Genomic DNA, 15,860 nt, shown 5'->3' with positions numbered 1-15,860 from the left:
TTAATTATTGATCACCTCTGCAATCTCATCGGCCGAGATGTCACTGTGCGAGGCATCAAGTACGCAATTGCCATCCTTGATCAGAAGGATCTGAGGTGATTCATGGTGTACCTGAAATGTTTCTGCAATTTGTGCAGAAATTGCCCTGTGGCTGATCAGGTCAAGAAAATACAGAGTTGTATCATCAGGAATAACTTCCCAGTCCAGCTCGAAACGTTTTTTTACCATCATGCTCACCGAACAGCGGGTACTGTGCTTAAAGATTAAACTAAATCCCGTTGTTGCTTTGATATCGCTGATCTGGTTCAGATCAGTAATGTTTTTCCACTCCATCTTGTCTTTGATAATTGTACGCGCTATTTTCTGCGGCTGCCTTTTGGATACGAAGAGTATGCAGGGCAGATGCGTGATCCGCAGGACTCTAAAACTGTTATTGCAAAAAATACGCCAAGCAATACGATCGCTACTTTTTTCATAAGTATATATTATTATTCAGTGACATGAAGCTATCTTATATTACGACGTTTTCACTCTACCGGATTAAATTTTCAGTTAAAGATCACAAATTGTATTGCTTTTTGAGAGCGAAATATCAATGTTGCCTACTTATAATGTTTTTTTCTTTTGCTAAGCTACGTTATTTAGGAAAAAAAACAAACCTGATATTAGATAGTTGCCAGTAAATGAGCCATTTTTATCGCAGTTATGGCTGCTTCATCACCTTTGTTACCATGTTTGCCGCCCGACCTGTCCAGTGCCTGCTGTAAATCGTTGGTGGTGAGTACTCCGAATATAACCGGTTTACTGTATTTAATCCCAACCTGTGTTACACCGTTAGCAACGGCATCACAGATAAAATCAAAGTGTTTGGTATCCCCCTGGATCACACAGCCTAAACAAATCACGGCATCAAGCTCGGGATGTTTGTTAAGGAGGATCTCGGCAGCGCCGGTTAATTCAAAACTTCCCGGAACGGGTACAGACAGAATGTTTTCTTCTTTAACACCATGTTTAAGCAGGGTATCAAACGCTCCTTTGTATAAACTCCCGGTAACATCGGCATTCCATTCCGCAACAGCGATAGCTATTTTATAAGCGCCGCCATCCGGAACTGTTGTATGTGAAAAATCAGATAGGTTCTTTAAATTTGTTGCCATACTGCAAATGTAAGTATTAGACACAAAAAAAGGCCTGCATAAAATGCAGGCCTTTGTCAAAATATTTTATTTTACTTACCCTGTGCTGCAGTGACGCGGGCAATGTATTCATCGATCATCGTAGCTTCCTGGCTTGCAGGGAATTCTGATTTGATTTTTGTATAAGCTTTTTCAGCATTTTCATAATCTTTTTGCGTTTCATAAACCAGGCCCAGTTTTTTAAGGAACATAGGAGATGTAAATTTATTGCTCGATTTATCAGCAGCTTTTTTATAGTAGGTAATCGCCTGGCTGTAATCTTTCAGCTCGCTGTATGCATCGCCCAGCATACCCAATGCCAGAGGATCTGCCACAGGACTGCCTGTTTCTGCATATTTGCCCAAAACATCTGCCGCTTTTTTGTACTCCCCTTTACGTAAATAAATTCCGCCAAGATAAAGGTTGGCTAAGTTTGCAGATTTTGTATTGTTATATTCGTCAGCAATTTTTTCAAATCCAGGGTATCCGGAATCTCCGTTGATGGCTTTGTTAGCCAGTGAGTCTACACCAACATACTGTTCTGCCTTGTACATTTTTGCAGTCGCTTCTTCAGCCCTGCCTTTTAAATAGACATTCTGATACCAAAAGTATATGATCACCAATAAGACTACCGCACCGGCAATGAATAAAAGGCTTTTAGAGTTTTCTTCTAAAAATGAACCTTTTCTAACATTATGATTTACTTCTTTTTCTGTTGTGGACATTTTATTTAAAAAAATTAAGGACTGCAAAAATACATTTTTAGGTCAAAGTATCAACCTCTTTTTTTAGTATTTACAGAAATTTTTAACAGAGCACCGGCTTTAGAACATCCTGAATGTGATAGGGATAGCTTCGCGGCGGAAACAAATATCCACATCACGTTATTTTAACAAAGCTAAACGGTAACTTTGAAGCTCATACATATGTGGTTAAAAAATATTACTCTGCTCAATTTTAAGAACTATTCTGATGCTGATTTACGGTTTTCAAAGACTGTGAATGCATTTGTGGGTAATAATGGTGCAGGCAAAACCAATCTGCTGGATGCCATCCACTACCTGTGCCTATGCAAAAGCTATTTTAATCCTATTGACAGCCAGCAGATCAAAACATCAGAAGACCTTTTTTTAATCCAGGGGGATTTTGACCGGCAGGAAAAAAATGAGAAGATCACCTGTGGGGTAAAGAAAAATCAGAAAAAGCAGTTTAAGCGTAATAAAAAGGAATATGATAAGCTTGCGAGTCATATCGGCCTTTTTCCTCTGGTGATGATTTCTCCCTATGATGTGACGATCATTATGGACGGCAGCGAAGAACGTCGCCGGTTTATGGACAATGTGATCTCACAGACCGACGCTCAGTACCTTGACGAGCTGATTATTTACAACAGGCACCTTTTGAACAGAAACGCATTGTTGAAACAGATTGCGCTTACAAGACGTTATGATCCGGCATTACTGGAGATATTTGATGAGCAGCTGGTGAGCTCTGGCCAGAAGATTTTTGAGAAGAGAAAACAGTTTATGCTTGATTATATCCTGTTATTCAATAAATATTATCAGTATCTTACTACAGATGCAGAGCAGGTTAGCCTGGTTTATCAATCGCAATTAAATGATACTCCATTTGATACCTTGCTGCAGCAATCGGTAGAGAAAGACAAGGTGCTCGAAAGAACGACCACGGGTATACATAAAGACGACCTTATTTTCAGCATCGCCGATATGCCGCTGAAAAAATTCGGGTCACAGGGCCAGCAGAAATCCTTTCTGATTGCGCTGAAACTGGCGCAGTATGCTTATGTGGAAAAATACAAGGGCTTTAAGCCGCTGCTGCTGCTGGACGATATCTTTGATAAACTGGACGACCACCGGATGCATAAGCTGATGGAGATGGTATCGCATCACGATTTTGGCCAGATCTTTATCACAGATACCGGGAAAGAAAGAGTTTCAAATATTTTTAATCAGATCAAAGTTCCTGTAACTTTGTTTGAGGTTGTAAACGGATCTATATACCATGCGTAAACCCAATGACATGACCCTGAAGGACGCCATCACCAAGATGTTGTCTGTCTACAGGTTAAGAGGAAAGTTTGATGAAACAGGGGTAGTGGCCATGTGGCCCGAGATTATGGGCACTGCTATAGGGAACAGGACTACCCAGATTTATATTGCGCACAAAAAGCTTTTTGTACGTATCGAATCTTCAGTCATTAAAAATGAACTGCTGATGGTAAGAACCGGCATCATCCAGAAACTGAATGAACGTGCCGGTTCTGAGGTCATTAATGAGATTATATTTTTGTAGTACTAGCTTCTACCGCCGCCAAAAATTTTGCTGATTACCCAGATGATCAGGGCAAGCACTACCACTACTACAATTATACCAGACCATACGCCTGCTTTAAAAATACCTTCTATAGCTGAACAGCTTGATAGCGTTGTAACCAATAAAGCAACGAGTGCGAGGGGGAAATATTTCTTAATGTTCATGATAGTTTGATTTAATTTATGGGGTTACAACAAACTATTTCTGGAATGGTTTGGGACAAACGTTACTTACCATTCACTTTAAGCAGTTCAATCTCGAAAATCAGGGTGCTGTAGGGTGGGATATCCTGGCCTGCACCGCGTTCGCCATAAGCTAAATTGTAAGGGATAAAAAATTTGTATTTAGCGCCTTTTGACATTAACTGCATGCCTTCTGTCCATCCTGGTATTACCCTGTCTAATGTTAAGGTAATCGGCTCTCCGCGGTCATATGAGCTGTCAAACTGCTTTCCGTTCAGCAATGTACCTTTATAATGTACCAGTACAGAATCTGTTTCCTTTGGTTTGATGCCATCCCCTGCTGTGAGCACCAGGTACTGCAGCCCGCTTGCTGTGGTTTGTACGCCAGGGGTCTTTTTGTTGTTCTCCAGGAATTTTTTTCCTACTGTAATGTTGGAAGAGAATTTGGCCTGGCTCACCGTTTTAAATGTATTGCCGATCGCTTTTTGGGCTGATTCCTGGCTGAGCAGGGTTTTCTCGCCGGCAAATTCGGCTTTGAGGCCTTTCATCAGCAGCTCGTAGTTCAGTGATTTTAATCCGCCGCTTTTAAGGCTGGCTGCCATTGACATTCCAAAGGCATAACTTGCAGAGTCAAGTGTGCTCGCAAACTTTACCGGTGCCACCGCAGTTATTGTGGTTTTCTTTACTACCGTCTTCTTTGTTTGTGCATCCACCGCCATCGCGCAGCAAGGGATCAACAGCGTAATCAATAATTTCTTCATGAATGTAATTTGGTTGGTATAGGTTTATAAAAGAATAAGCACCTTTTTAGGGGTGCTTATATATCTTATCTTTAAATCATCAGCAGGAACTAGAAACGTTCAGCAGCAGTAAAGAAGAAATCTCCTTCGATTGCAGCATTTTCATCTGAATCAGATCCGTGAACAGCATTGGCTTCAATAGACTGTGCATATTTTTTACGGATAGTGCCATCTTCTGCCTGTGCAGGGTTGGTAGCACCGATCAGTTTCCTGAAATCTTCAATTGCATTGTCTTTTTCAAGAATTGCAGCTACGATTGGTCCTGAAGACATAAAAGTAACTAAATCGCCATAGAAAGGACGGTCTTTATGCACTTCATAAAATTTACCGGCAGTTTCTTCTGTTAGTTTTGTGTATTTTAAAGCAATGATTTTGAAACCTGCAGCAGTAATGTCATTGATAATTGCACCGATATGTCCGTTTGCTACTGCATCCGGCTTAATCATTGTAAATGTTCTGTTTGTACTCATCTTAGTTTTATTTGTTCTGCAAAACTACATTTTCTGCTGTTAATATTAAACATCAAATATAAAGGAATCATTTAATCATTAAATTCTTAGCTTTGCAGCGAATATGCTATCCCTTTCTGAACTTAAATCATTGCTGGCAACGCCGCAGAAAATTGTAATTACAACGCATCACAAACCTGATGGGGATGCGATGGGCTCATCTTTGGGCCTGTATGCTTACCTGATCCAGGGCGGGCACCACGTAAAAGTGATTACCCCTACAGACTATCCCTATTTTTTGCACTGGCTCCCAAATAATTCAGATGTAATTATATATACCGAAGAGAAGGAGAAATCTGAACAGCATGTTGCCGAGGCGGCAATTGTTTTTTGTCTGGATTTTAATACGCTGACCAGGATCAATGAACTGGGAGAAGTGATCCGCAGTTCTGCTGCATACAAAGTGATGATCGACCATCATCTGGAGCCTGAGGATTTTGATGATTACAGGCACTGGAGTATCAATGCCTGCGCTGCTGCGCAACTGGTATATGATTTTATCGTTAACGTTCTGGAAGACGGTGTGATGATGAACAAAGACATCGCTACCTGTCTGTATACTGGTATTATGACCGATTCGGGCTCTTTCAGATTTGCTTCTGCAACTTCAGAAGTATACCGTATCGGGGCAGACCTGATTGACGCGGGTGCCGAACACTGGAGAATTCATCAGCTGGTATACGATAATGCCACGGAGAACCGTTTACGTTTCCTGGGGAACTGCCTGACCAATAAACTGGAAATTATCAGGGAGCTGAATACTGCAATTATATCCGTGACTGCGGAGGAATTAAAACGCTTTGAAATTGTAACTGGTGATACTGAGGGTATTGTAAATTATGCCCTGTCTATCAACGGAATTAAACTGGCAGCCTTTATTATTGAAAGAACTGATAAAGTTAAATTATCTTTGCGCTCCACCGGAGATTTCCCGGCAAATGAAATCTGCAAGAAATATTTCAATGGTGGGGGCCACAGAAATGCTGCAGGAGGTTATTCGGATAAAAATCTGGAAGATACCATCAGTTATTTTAAGTCTATATTGCCAGAATATAAAACGCAACTATTACAATAAAATATACAACCAAACAATGAAACCTGCAAGGCATTAGCCCCAGTAAGCTTCATTACAAATGAAAAACAATCAAATAAGACAATGAAACCTGCAAGGCAATAGCCGCGCAAGCTTCATTACAAATGAAAAAACAATTAAATCAAACAATGAAACCTGCAAGGCACTAGCCGAAGCAAGCTTCATTACAAATGAAAAAGCAATCAACAAAAAAATGAAACCTGCAAGGCAATAGCCGCGCAAGGTTCATTACAAATGAAAAAACAATTAAATCAAACAATGAAACCTGCAAGGCACTAGCCGAAGCAAGCTTCATTACAATGAAAAAGCAATCAACAAAAAAATGAAACCTGCAAGGCAATAGCCGCGCAAGCTTCATTACAAATGAAAAAACAATTAAATCAAACAATGAAACCTGCAAGGCACTAGCCGAAGCAAGCTTCATTACAAATGAAAAAGCAATCAACAAAAAAATGAAAAAAACATTAGTAATTCTTTTTGCAGCTACACTTGGTTTAGCAGCTTGTAACAACTTCAAAAAAGGTCCGGGTGGTTTAATGTACCAGATTCACAAAACTGAAGGAAAAGATAAGATCGTTGAAGGTGATATTATCAAGATCAATGCAATTCAAAAAACTGAAAAAGATTCAGTAACGAGCAGTACTTATGATATCCAGCAGCCAGCTGTATTCCCTGTATCTAAGAAACAATGGGCAGGAGATATCTCTGATGCCCTGATGTTATTGGCTGAAGGTGATAGTGCTACTTTCAAAATTGACCTGGATTCAATGGCTAAATATTCTAACCAGCCAAAACCAGCTACTCAAAAAGATAAATACATGATTTTTACCGTGAAAATCGAAAAAGTAATGCACAAAGCTGCAGGCGAAGCTGATTCAACTTTCCAGAAAAAAGCTACTGAATTCTTCCAGGCTGATTTCAAAGCTACTGTTGCAAAACATAAAGCTGCTGAAGCAGGAAAAATCAAAAACTTTATTGAAGACAAAAAACTGAAAGTGCAAACTACAGCTTCTGGCTTGCAATATGTGATTGACGCTCCGGGTGATGCGCAGAGAGCAACTCCTACGGATACTTTAATGGTAAACTACACTGGTAAATTACTGACTAAAAAGTCTGACGGTAAAGAAAATATTTTCGATACAAGCGTTGAGAAAGTTGCAAAAGAAAACGGTAAATTCACACCAATGGCTCAGTATGGCCCACGTCCTTTTACTTTAGGAAGAGCTATCCCGGGATTTGACGAAGGTCTTAAACTGATTGGTAAAGGTGGAAAAATCACTTTGATCATTCCTTCCGCACTTGGATACGGTGAAGGTGGTATGCCACAAGGTGGTATCACTCCTTTCTCTCCATTATGTTTTGAAGTAGAAATTACTGACATTAAAAAAGCAACAGGTGCACCAGTAGCGGCAGCTCCAACGATGTCTGCTCCTGCAACAAGATAGTCCTTACTAAACATATTCATGAAACCCTGTCCGGACCCGGACAGGGTTTTTTTATTAACTTTGTTTTATGCTTTTAACAGATACCCACACGCATTTGTACTACGAAACGGATGAAGAAAAACAGGCAGCGCTCTTTCAGCGTTGTTTTGATCACCAGATCAACCGTTTGTTCCTGCCTAACGTTGATATTTCTTCTATCGCCAAAATAGACGATGTAGTAAAAAAATATCCGGATAACTGTTTCCGTATGCTGGGCCTGCATCCCTGTGATGTAAAGGAAGGTTATGAAACTGTACTGGAAGAGATCTACGATAGTATTGAAGGAAGAAAAATCTATGCCATAGGAGAAATCGGCATTGATCTTTACTGGGATAAAACTACACTGGATATCCAGCAGCAAGCATTCAGGGAGCAGATCAGATGGGCAAAAGAAAAACAGCTCCCGATTGTGATCCACTGCCGTGAAGCTTTTGATGAAGTTTTTGAGGTGCTGGAGAGTGAAAAAGGAGAAGACCTGCGGGGCATTATGCACTGCTTTACCGGTAACATTGAACAGGCCGAGAGAACGATCGCACTGGGCTTTTATCTGGGTATCGGCGGGGTGGTTACTTACAAAAAAGCCGGTTTAGATGCCGTACTGATGAATGTGCCGCTTGAACATATTGTGCTGGAAACAGATTCTCCCTACCTTGCACCGGTACCTTACAGGGGCAAGCCCAATGAAAGCAGCTATCTCATCCATATTGCACAGCGAGTGGCTGATATCTATAATATTTCTATAGAAGAAGTGGCAGAGGTGACGACGGCCAGTTCCATCAAAATATTTAACGTCTGATCTCAATGACTAAAATCCTTATTATCTATACAGGGGGTACCATTGGTATGGTAAATGATCCGCTGAATGGTTCGCTGATTCCGTTCGACTTTAAACAGATCCAGCAGAATGTGCCCGAACTGGCGCGCCTCAATTATCAGCTCGACGTGCAGTCTTTTGATCCGATACTGGATTCATCCAACATGGATCCTGTAATCTGGGCAGAACTGGCGGCTATTATCGAGCGTACTTACCATGATTATGACGGCTTTGTGGTGCTCCACGGCTCGGATACGATGGCTTATACGGCCTCGGCCCTGAGTTTTATGCTAAAAAACCTGAGCAAACCCGTAGTATTGACGGGCTCACAATTGCCGATTGGCGAGATCAGGACGGATGCCAAGGAAAACCTGATCACGGCGCTTGAAATCGTAGCCACCAAAAACAAAGGGCTGGCGATGGTGCCCGAGGTGTGCATCTATTTTGATTACCAGCTCTTCAGGGGCAACCGTGCCATCAAGTACAACTCAGAAAAATTTGAAGCTTTCCAGTCGCCCAACTATCATATCCTGGCAGAAGCAGGCGTAAACCTGTCCTTCTATTCCAATTATATTACTCCACAGCCGCAGGAAGAACTTCGGGTGCAGTCAAATTTCAATGCCAATATCGGTGTGCTGAAAATGTATCCGGGAATCACCGTACAGGCAGTGCAGGCCATCACCCGTTCGTCCCTTGATGCCATTGTTCTTGAGACCTTCGGTTCCGGAAATACCACTACCGCTCAGTGGTTTATTGACAGTCTGCAGGAAGCCCTTGATCAGGGCAAACTGATTGTTGATATCTCACAATGTCAGGGAGGCTCGGTAGAGCTGGGTAAATATGAGACCAGTAAAAAATTACAGCAGATGGGGATTATCAGCGGGTTCGACATGACCTTCGAGGCCACAGTAACCAAACTGATGTATTTAATGGGCCAGGATCTTACACAGAGCCAGATTGCCTTTCTGATGGAACAATCGCTGCGCGGTGAGTTAACCGCATAAAGTAAAACTTGTGTAAGAAGGAAATTTTAGAAGATCAATCAAAGGATATTAAACTTATTTTTGAATATCATGAAGATAGAGCAAATATATACGGGTTGCCTGGCCGAAGCGGCTTATTACATAGAAAGTAACGGTGAGGCTGCTATCATAGATCCGCTGCGTGAAGTTCAGCCCTATTTAAAAAAGGCAGAACAGGCAGGTGCGGTAATCAAATATATTTTTGAGACGCATTTTCATGCCGATTTCGTTTCCGGCCACGTAGATCTTGCCCGTCATTCAGGCGCAAAGATTATCTACGGGCCAACGGCGGTCACCAACTTTGATTCACATATCGCTGCAGACGCTGAGGTCTTTCAGCTGGGTGAAGTCAGCATTAAGGTATTACATACGCCTGGGCATACGCCGGAATCTACAACTTATCTGCTGAGCGATAAGGAGGGCAGGCCCTACTGTATCTTTACCGGCGATACCCTGTTTATTGGTGATGTAGGCAGGCCAGACCTGGTACAGAAAGGAACGCAGACGATGGAGGAGATGGCAGGTGTGCTGTACGACTCGCTCCATACTAAAATCCTTACTTTACCAGACGATATTCTGGTTTATCCCGCTCATGGGGCAGGCTCGTCATGCGGTAAGAATATGAGCAAGGAAACCTTCGATACGCTGGGCAACCAGAAAGAGGTCAATTATGCTTTAAAGGCAGCCAGCAGGGAAGATTTCATCGCGGAGGTAACAGAAGGTATATTGCCGCCGCCCCAATATTTTGCAAAGAATGCAGCCATGAACAAGTTTGGATATGCCAGCTTTGCGGATGTACAGAAAAAAGGGATGGTTCCTTTTTCGCCGGAGGATTTCGAAGTTACCGCAAACCATACAGGTGCCTTGCTGCTGGATACCAGAGACCCGCAGCAATTTGCCGCAGGATTTATTCCCCGTTCTATTAACATTGGTCTCGGCGGCCAGTTTGCACCCTGGGTTGGTGCCCTTATTACCGATCTGAAACAACCGCTGCTGCTGATTGTAGAAGAAGGCAAAGCCGAAGAGGCGATCACACGTTTGGCAAGGGTAGGTTATGATTATACCATAGGTTACCTTGAAGGTGGTATTACAGCCTGGAAGGAAGCCGGCAAGGAACTGGATACAATTGCTTCAGTATCCGTTAAAGATTTTGAAACAGCGCTCAGTGCGCATCCGGACCTGTCCGTAATGGACGTGCGCAAACCTGGTGAGTACGAAACCGGTCATCTGGAGACTGCAGCCAGCCGCCCGCTGGATTATATCAACGACTGGACGAATGAGATTAACCCATCAGGCAGCTATTACCTGCATTGTGCAGGAGGTTACAGGTCTATGATCGCAGCCTCCATTCTCAAAGCCAGGGGCGTAGAAAATGTAATTGATATTGCCGGTGGCTATGCTGCTATAAAAGCGACAGATCTGAAAAGAACAGATGCTATAGCCTCAACACAAGATATAAGGAGCTGATTTACCCTATGGAAGAATATGATGTATTGATTGTAGGGGCAGGCCCGATAGGACTGGCCTGTGGCATAGAGGCGGTAAAAGCCGGCCTGAGTTACGTGATCGTAGATAAAGGGGCGCTTGTAAACAGTTTATATAACTATCCGGTGTTTATGACTTTCTTTTCCACTTCACAGAAACTGGAAATAGGAGGCGTACCTTTTGTAAGCATCAACCCCAAGCCAAACCGCAATGAAGCGGTAGAATATTATCGCCGGGTGGCAGAAAAGTTTGACCTTAACCTGCATCTTTTTGAGGAGGTAAAAACGGTTGAAAAAACAGCATCTGACGATTTCGAAGTGCTTACTTCAAAACGCAGCTATAAAGTGAAAAAGGTAGTGATCTCTACAGGCTTCTATGATGTGCCCGTGCTGATGCACATTCCGGGCGAGGAGCTGCCCAAAGTTGCCCATTATTATAAAGACCCACATTTGTATGCTTTTCAGAATGTGGTAGTGGTTGGCGCAAATAACTCTGCCATTGATGCCGCGCTGGAAACTTACCGTAAGGGAGCAAAGGTAACGCTGGTGATCCGCGGTACGGAACTTGGCCCTCATCTGAAATACTGGGTACGCCCTGATATTGAGAACAGGATTAAGGAAGGTTCCATCACGGCCTTGTTTGGTTCTGAACTGACAGGCATTGAAGAACATACGGTTACCGTAAAAACCCCTGACGGGGACCTTAGGCTGGAGAACGACTTTGTGATTGCAATGACCGGGTATAAACCGAATTTTGAGATGCTGCAAAAGTTGGGGGTAGCATCTGCTGAGGTTTCCAATCTTCCTTTTTATAATCCTGAAACTATGGAAACCAACCAGCCCGGACTGTACCTGGCCGGTGTAGTATGTGGCGGGATGGATACCCACAAATGGTTTATCGAGAATTCAAGGGTGCATGCAGAACAGATATTTGAACATATCAGCTCCAAAAAATAACATCATTTTTAAATAAAGCATTCGTTTAGCTGAATTTAATTAAGTTTGCACAAATTTTAAACCTGAATGCCAGGAATAGATCAGATTAAGAAACCCATAGCCGCAGATATAGCAGTCTTTGAAGAAAAGTTCAAAGCCTCGATGCATAGTGATGCGCCCTTATTGGACCGTATCACTCACTACATTGTAAAAAGAAAAGGCAAACAGATCAGACCGATGTTTGTTTTTTTTGCCGCCAAGCTTTGCGGAGGTATTATCGAATCTACACACCGTGGCGCCGCTCTGGTAGAATTGCTGCATACCGCTACGCTGGTACACGACGACGTGGTTGACAATGCTTATGAGCGCAGGGGTTTCTTCTCCATTAATGCCCTCTGGAAGAATAAAATTGCCGTACTGGTGGGCGATTACCTGCTGGCCAAAGGTTTGCTGCTCTCAGTAAACAACAATGAGTTCCGTTTGCTGCAGATCGTTTCTGAAGCAGTGAAACAAATGAGCGAGGGCGAATTGCTGCAGATCGAAAAGGTAAGGAGAATGGACATTGGCGAAGAGCTGTACTTCGATGTGATTCGCCAGAAAACAGCCTCCCTGATTGCATCGTGCTGCGCCTGTGGTGCGGCATCGGCAGGTGCCGATGAAGAAACGATCGAAAAAATGCGCTTGTTCGGTGAAAAGGTAGGCATAGCCTTCCAGATTAAGGACGATACTTTTGATTTTGGTACAGATGACGTGGGTAAACCGCTTGGAATAGATATCAAGGAGAAAAAAGTAACACTCCCGTTAATCTATGCGCTGAACCGTACCAGCAAAACAGAAAAGAAAAGGATCATCAACCTGGTGAAAAACCACAATGATGAACCCGCCAAAATACAGCAGATCATCGATTTTGTAAATGAGAATGAGGGTGTGCATTACGCTGAACAGAAAATGGCGCAGTATCAGCAGGAGGCATTTGATATCTTATATACTTTCGAAGAAAGTGATGCAAGGACCGGACTTGAACAGCTGGTGCGTTATACAACTGAACGCAAGAAGTAACCTTTTTGTTCCTCTTGGTTTTTTATCGTAAATTAATTTCGCTGGCTTTGTTATTAAGCTTAATTTCAGCAAAAATTAATATTCATGAAGCTTTCACTCTCCCTCCTGATTACGGGGCTGGCTTTCTCGGCCTATGCCCAGGATAACCTTTCTGCAGATTTCCAAAAGATCAATGCTGAAGTACAGTCGCACTCCGCTGCCTATGGCAACCTGAAATCAGCAACAGAAACTATCGGACACCGTTTAACAGGATCTTCCAATGGAACTAAAGCAGAAGAATATGCATATAAGTTACTCAAATCCTATGGCTATGAAGTGCGCTACCAGCCTTTTCAGGTAGAAAGCTGGAGCAGGCTGACCAATGAAACCAAAATAGGGGACGCGCCCTCAGCCCTGAGCACCCTGAAATCTGTCACCCTTGCCCATTCTCCGGTTAAGGCTTCGGTTACCGGCGCAATTGCAGATATGGGGAATGGCCTCGAAGAAGATTACCAGAAAGATAAAGACAAAGTGAAAGGTAAGATCGCGCTGATTTACCTGAGCGTGCTGCCCGGATCTCCGGCGGGGACACCCACATTGCACAGGTCTGAAAAAACAGCGATTGCTACAAAGTACGGAGCAATAGGTGTAATCATCATCAATGGTGTAAAAGGCGGAGTGTTGCTTACAGGAACTGCTTCTGTAACAGGTAAGCTGATTCCTGTACCTGCGGTATGCATCGGCCTTGAAGATGGAATGCAGCTGCGTGAACAACTTAAATTGAAGCCGCAGTACGCCAGCCTGAACATGACCAATTTCTCCGGCATGATCAAAGCCAGGAATGTGGTGGCCACACTCAAAGGCAGCAGCCTGCCCAAAGAAAAGATTGTAGTTGGCGGTCACCTGGACAGCTGGGACCTGGCCACCGGAGCTATAGATAATGGTATCGGCTCTTTTGCCGTTATAGATATGGCCAGGACATTTAAAGTTCTTAATTTAAAACCTAAGCGTACGATAGAATTTGTGATGTTTATGGGCGAAGAGCAGGGCTTGCTTGGTTCCAGGGCATACATTAAAGACGCAGAGGAAAAACATGAGCTCGGCCAGTTGAAATTTATGCTCAATTATGATATGACCAATGATCCGAAAGGATTTGCAACAAGTCGCGAAGAAATGAAAACGCTGTTTACGGATTGGGGCAGCCAGATTACAAAGATAGATACAGGTTTTAAAAATGTGTTCCGTGCCGGTGCAGGACTGCACAGCGATCATCAGCCCTTTATGCTGGAGGGAATCCCTACAGGAGGTGGCGCAGGGGGCGAGCTGCCAAATCACTCGGGACAGTTTTACCATTCTGATGGCGACTCGTTTGGCCTGGTGGATGAGCAGCAACTCAAAAACACAGTGCGCTACAGTGCCATGCTGATCGACGGCCTTGCAAATACGCCCGTAATTCCTGTAGAAAGACAAACGGAAGATAAACTCAAAGCTTTCCTGATTGCCAATAAACTCGAACTGCCGTTAAGGATAGCGGGAGAATGGCGCTGGAAAGATTAATCATATATTTGCTGAGATGCGTAATATCAATATAAAGGAACTGGCAAAAGTGCTCAACTTATCTACCTCGACCGTGTCACGGGCGTTCAGGGATAATAGTGACATCAGCAAGGAAACCAAGGACAAAATACTGGCAGCAGCAAAAGAACACAACTATCAGCCAAATCATTACGCCAGCAACCTGCGCGAACAGCGCAGCAAGACCATTGCCGTCATCGTTCCCGAACTGGGAAATAACTTTTTTTCACAGGCCATTCATGGTATAGAACGAATTGCCAGGGGCAAGGGTTATCATATCCTCATCTATGCGACAGATGATGATTACGAAAAGGAGGTTTCTTTTATCAGGCATTTACACAACGGGCGCGCCGATGGGATCATTATGTCGGTATCAGGCGAAGCCAATGACCATACCTACCTGAATGAACTGAGCCAGCAGCGCCTGCCGCTGGTATTTTTCGACCGGGTTTATGAAGATATCATTACCCCGCGGGTAATCACAAATGATTATGACAGCAGTTTTTCTGCTACCCGTCACCTGATTAAACAGGGTTGTAAACGCATTGCCTATCTGGTGATCAACAAAAACCTGTCTATTGGAAAAACCAGGATGCAGGGCTACCTTGATGCACTGGAGAAATACGGGATCCCGTTTGATGACAATTTGATTGTTGACTGTACGAACAGCTATAAGCGGAATAATGTGATCCTGAAAGATATGTTTACCAGGCTTAAACCTGACGGCGTATTTACTTCCGTAGAGCGTTTGGCATTTGCTACGTATTATGCCTGCTATGATATGAATATCTCCATACCGCAGGAAGTTAAAGTGGTGGGCTTTTCCAGCCTGCAGATTGCTCCCCTGCTTAACCCTTCGCTCACAACAGTAACACAACCGTCTACACAAATCGGTATAGAGGCTGCATCTCTTTTATTCAAAATGCTGGAGTCGCCGGAACTGGTAAACAGCAGCGAAACTGTTGTGCTGGATTCCAAACTGATCAAGCGAAACTCCACCGCGAAACTCTAAAATAATTTCATTTGTCCTGCTGCTTTTTACAGCAGAATTTGCAGCAGTTTTGAGGCTGCTTTTCCGGGCTGTTTTTGTGAAAAAAAACTGTGGACTGAAGCAAAATACGCAGAATCCAAGGTTTTAAATCTGACTTATATAATCAGATAGTCAGTAATACCGGGAACGTTCCCGGTATCGTTCCCGTAAAATAGCCCAAAATTCACTTAGTGTATAAAAAACACTTTAAATTGTCTTAAAAAAGTCATATGTATTTGTAATACAATTTGTTATGTCGTACTTTTTTAGAATTGTGTAAAAAGTTGTGAAGAATTTGTTGACTGAAAATCTCTTTTTAAGAGTATAAAATACTGCGTTAAATATTATTTTGATATAAAATTTGGAAATATTGATGCCGGATGT

17 protein-coding genes are annotated in these 15,860 nt (G+C 42.9%); 11 read left to right on the top strand and 6 right to left on the bottom strand.

Annotation, left to right across the window (positions count from 1 at the left end; translation table 11 throughout):
- From ytxJ to FN831_RS11775, 3 genes are all read right to left on the bottom strand, one after another.
- Complete coding sequence (gene ytxJ / locus FN831_RS11785; protein ID WP_142528410.1) at window positions 1-333, bottom strand: bacillithiol system redox-active protein YtxJ; 333 nt, start codon at window positions 331-333, stop codon at window positions 1-3.
- Between the two features lie 332 nt (window positions 334-665).
- Window positions 666-1,157, bottom strand: coding sequence for a 6,7-dimethyl-8-ribityllumazine synthase (ribH, locus tag FN831_RS11780; RefSeq protein ID WP_142528409.1), 492 nt, complete (start codon window positions 1,155-1,157; stop codon window positions 666-668).
- 71 nt (window positions 1,158-1,228) lie between these two features.
- Window positions 1,229-1,900, bottom strand: coding sequence for a tetratricopeptide repeat protein (locus FN831_RS11775; protein WP_142528408.1), 672 nt, complete (start codon window positions 1,898-1,900; stop codon window positions 1,229-1,231).
- Window positions 1,901-2,101: 201 nt separating this feature from the next.
- On the opposite strand from FN831_RS11775, the gene recF reads away from it, so the two are divergent.
- Window positions 2,102-3,205, top strand: coding sequence for a DNA replication/repair protein RecF (gene recF / locus FN831_RS11770; protein WP_142528520.1), 1,104 nt, complete (start codon window positions 2,102-2,104; stop codon window positions 3,203-3,205).
- Window positions 3,198-3,488 (top strand): DUF721 domain-containing protein, encoded by a 291-nt coding sequence (locus FN831_RS11765; protein ID WP_142528407.1) that lies wholly within the window; start codon window positions 3,198-3,200, stop codon window positions 3,486-3,488. The genes recF and FN831_RS11765 overlap by 8 nt, the downstream gene beginning before the upstream one ends.
- 2 nt (window positions 3,489-3,490) lie before the next feature.
- Here the strand turns inward: FN831_RS11765 and FN831_RS11760 are convergent, their stop codons facing one another.
- The 3 genes from FN831_RS11760 to FN831_RS11750 form a co-directional block, all read right to left on the bottom strand.
- The gene (locus FN831_RS11760) at window positions 3,491-3,673 is read right to left on the bottom strand and encodes a hypothetical protein (RefSeq protein ID WP_142528406.1); all 183 of its coding nucleotides are present in this window, start codon (window positions 3,671-3,673) and stop codon (window positions 3,491-3,493) included.
- Window positions 3,674-3,735: 62 nt separating this feature from the next.
- A complete protein-coding gene (locus tag FN831_RS11755; protein WP_142528405.1) occupies window positions 3,736-4,452 on the bottom strand; it encodes an FKBP-type peptidyl-prolyl cis-trans isomerase in 717 nt (238 codons plus the stop codon).
- Between the two features lie 89 nt (window positions 4,453-4,541).
- Window positions 4,542-4,961, bottom strand: coding sequence for a nucleoside-diphosphate kinase (locus FN831_RS11750; protein WP_142528404.1), 420 nt, complete (start codon window positions 4,959-4,961; stop codon window positions 4,542-4,544).
- Window positions 4,962-5,064: 103 nt separating this feature from the next.
- Between FN831_RS11750 and FN831_RS11745 the strand changes: the two genes are divergently transcribed.
- The 9 genes from FN831_RS11745 (at window position 5,065) to FN831_RS11705 (ending at window position 15,458) form a co-directional block, all read left to right on the top strand.
- Entirely contained in the window at window positions 5,065-6,075 is a 1,011-nt protein-coding gene (locus tag FN831_RS11745) for a DHH family phosphoesterase (protein ID WP_142528403.1), read from the top strand.
- Between the two features lie 470 nt (window positions 6,076-6,545).
- Window positions 6,546-7,538 (top strand): FKBP-type peptidyl-prolyl cis-trans isomerase, encoded by a 993-nt coding sequence (locus tag FN831_RS11740; RefSeq protein WP_142528402.1) that lies wholly within the window; start codon window positions 6,546-6,548, stop codon window positions 7,536-7,538.
- A gap of 67 nt (window positions 7,539-7,605) precedes the next feature.
- Entirely contained in the window at window positions 7,606-8,373 is a 768-nt protein-coding gene (locus FN831_RS11735; RefSeq protein ID WP_142528401.1) for a TatD family hydrolase, read from the top strand.
- 5 nt (window positions 8,374-8,378) lie between these two features.
- A complete protein-coding gene (locus FN831_RS11730; protein ID WP_142528400.1) occupies window positions 8,379-9,395 on the top strand; it encodes an asparaginase in 1,017 nt (338 codons plus the stop codon).
- 69 nt (window positions 9,396-9,464) lie between these two features.
- Window positions 9,465-10,880 (top strand): MBL fold metallo-hydrolase, encoded by a 1,416-nt coding sequence (locus tag FN831_RS11725; RefSeq protein WP_142528399.1) that lies wholly within the window; start codon window positions 9,465-9,467, stop codon window positions 10,878-10,880.
- Window positions 10,881-10,888: 8 nt separating this feature from the next.
- Window positions 10,889-11,854, top strand: a complete 966-nt coding sequence (locus FN831_RS11720; RefSeq protein WP_142528398.1) for a YpdA family putative bacillithiol disulfide reductase — start codon at window positions 10,889-10,891, stop codon at window positions 11,852-11,854.
- A 66-nt stretch (window positions 11,855-11,920) separates the two neighbouring features.
- The gene (locus FN831_RS11715) at window positions 11,921-12,892 is read left to right on the top strand and encodes a polyprenyl synthetase family protein (RefSeq protein ID WP_142528397.1); all 972 of its coding nucleotides are present in this window, start codon (window positions 11,921-11,923) and stop codon (window positions 12,890-12,892) included.
- 84 nt (window positions 12,893-12,976) lie between these two features.
- On the top strand, window positions 12,977-14,428 hold the full coding sequence (locus tag FN831_RS11710; RefSeq protein WP_142528396.1) for a M28 family peptidase: 1,452 nt from the start codon (window positions 12,977-12,979) through the stop codon (window positions 14,426-14,428).
- 16 nt (window positions 14,429-14,444) lie between these two features.
- On the top strand, window positions 14,445-15,458 hold the full coding sequence (locus tag FN831_RS11705) for a LacI family DNA-binding transcriptional regulator (RefSeq protein WP_142528395.1): 1,014 nt from the start codon (window positions 14,445-14,447) through the stop codon (window positions 15,456-15,458).
- The last annotated feature ends 402 nt before the right edge of the window (window positions 15,459-15,860 follow it).

It is taken from the genome of Pedobacter westerhofensis (genome assembly GCF_900182595.1).
Taxonomy (GTDB): Bacteria; Bacteroidota; Bacteroidia; order Sphingobacteriales; family Sphingobacteriaceae; genus Pedobacter; species Pedobacter westerhofensis.
Note: the sequence above shows the minus strand (reverse complement) of the source record. Positions and strands in the feature narration are given on the sequence as shown.

Coding starts and splice junctions, on each gene's coding strand:
- FN831_RS11760 (WP_142528406.1), bottom strand. CDS start 3,673: ATGAACATTAAGAAATATTTCCCCCTCGCACTCGTTGCTTTATTGGTT.
- ytxJ (WP_142528410.1), bottom strand. CDS start 333: ATGGAGTGGAAAAACATTACTGATCTGAACCAGATCAGCGATATCAAA.
- FN831_RS11750 (WP_142528404.1), bottom strand. CDS start 4,961: ATGAGTACAAACAGAACATTTACAATGATTAAGCCGGATGCAGTAGCA.
- recF (WP_142528520.1), top strand. CDS start 2,102: ATGTGGTTAAAAAATATTACTCTGCTCAATTTTAAGAACTATTCTGAT.
- FN831_RS11765 (WP_142528407.1), top strand. CDS start 3,198: ATGCGTAAACCCAATGACATGACCCTGAAGGACGCCATCACCAAGATG.
- FN831_RS11755 (WP_142528405.1), bottom strand. CDS start 4,452: ATGAAGAAATTATTGATTACGCTGTTGATCCCTTGCTGCGCGATGGCG.
- ribH (WP_142528409.1), bottom strand. CDS start 1,157: ATGGCAACAAATTTAAAGAACCTATCTGATTTTTCACATACAACAGTT.
- FN831_RS11725 (WP_142528399.1), top strand. CDS start 9,465: ATGAAGATAGAGCAAATATATACGGGTTGCCTGGCCGAAGCGGCTTAT.
- FN831_RS11775 (WP_142528408.1), bottom strand. CDS start 1,900: ATGTCCACAACAGAAAAAGAAGTAAATCATAATGTTAGAAAAGGTTCA.
- FN831_RS11710 (WP_142528396.1), top strand. CDS start 12,977: ATGAAGCTTTCACTCTCCCTCCTGATTACGGGGCTGGCTTTCTCGGCC.
- FN831_RS11715 (WP_142528397.1), top strand. CDS start 11,921: ATGCCAGGAATAGATCAGATTAAGAAACCCATAGCCGCAGATATAGCA.
- FN831_RS11740 (WP_142528402.1), top strand. CDS start 6,546: ATGAAAAAAACATTAGTAATTCTTTTTGCAGCTACACTTGGTTTAGCA.
- FN831_RS11720 (WP_142528398.1), top strand. CDS start 10,889: ATGGAAGAATATGATGTATTGATTGTAGGGGCAGGCCCGATAGGACTG.
- FN831_RS11735 (WP_142528401.1), top strand. CDS start 7,606: ATGCTTTTAACAGATACCCACACGCATTTGTACTACGAAACGGATGAA.
- FN831_RS11730 (WP_142528400.1), top strand. CDS start 8,379: ATGACTAAAATCCTTATTATCTATACAGGGGGTACCATTGGTATGGTA.
- FN831_RS11705 (WP_142528395.1), top strand. CDS start 14,445: ATGCGTAATATCAATATAAAGGAACTGGCAAAAGTGCTCAACTTATCT.
- FN831_RS11745 (WP_142528403.1), top strand. CDS start 5,065: ATGCTATCCCTTTCTGAACTTAAATCATTGCTGGCAACGCCGCAGAAA.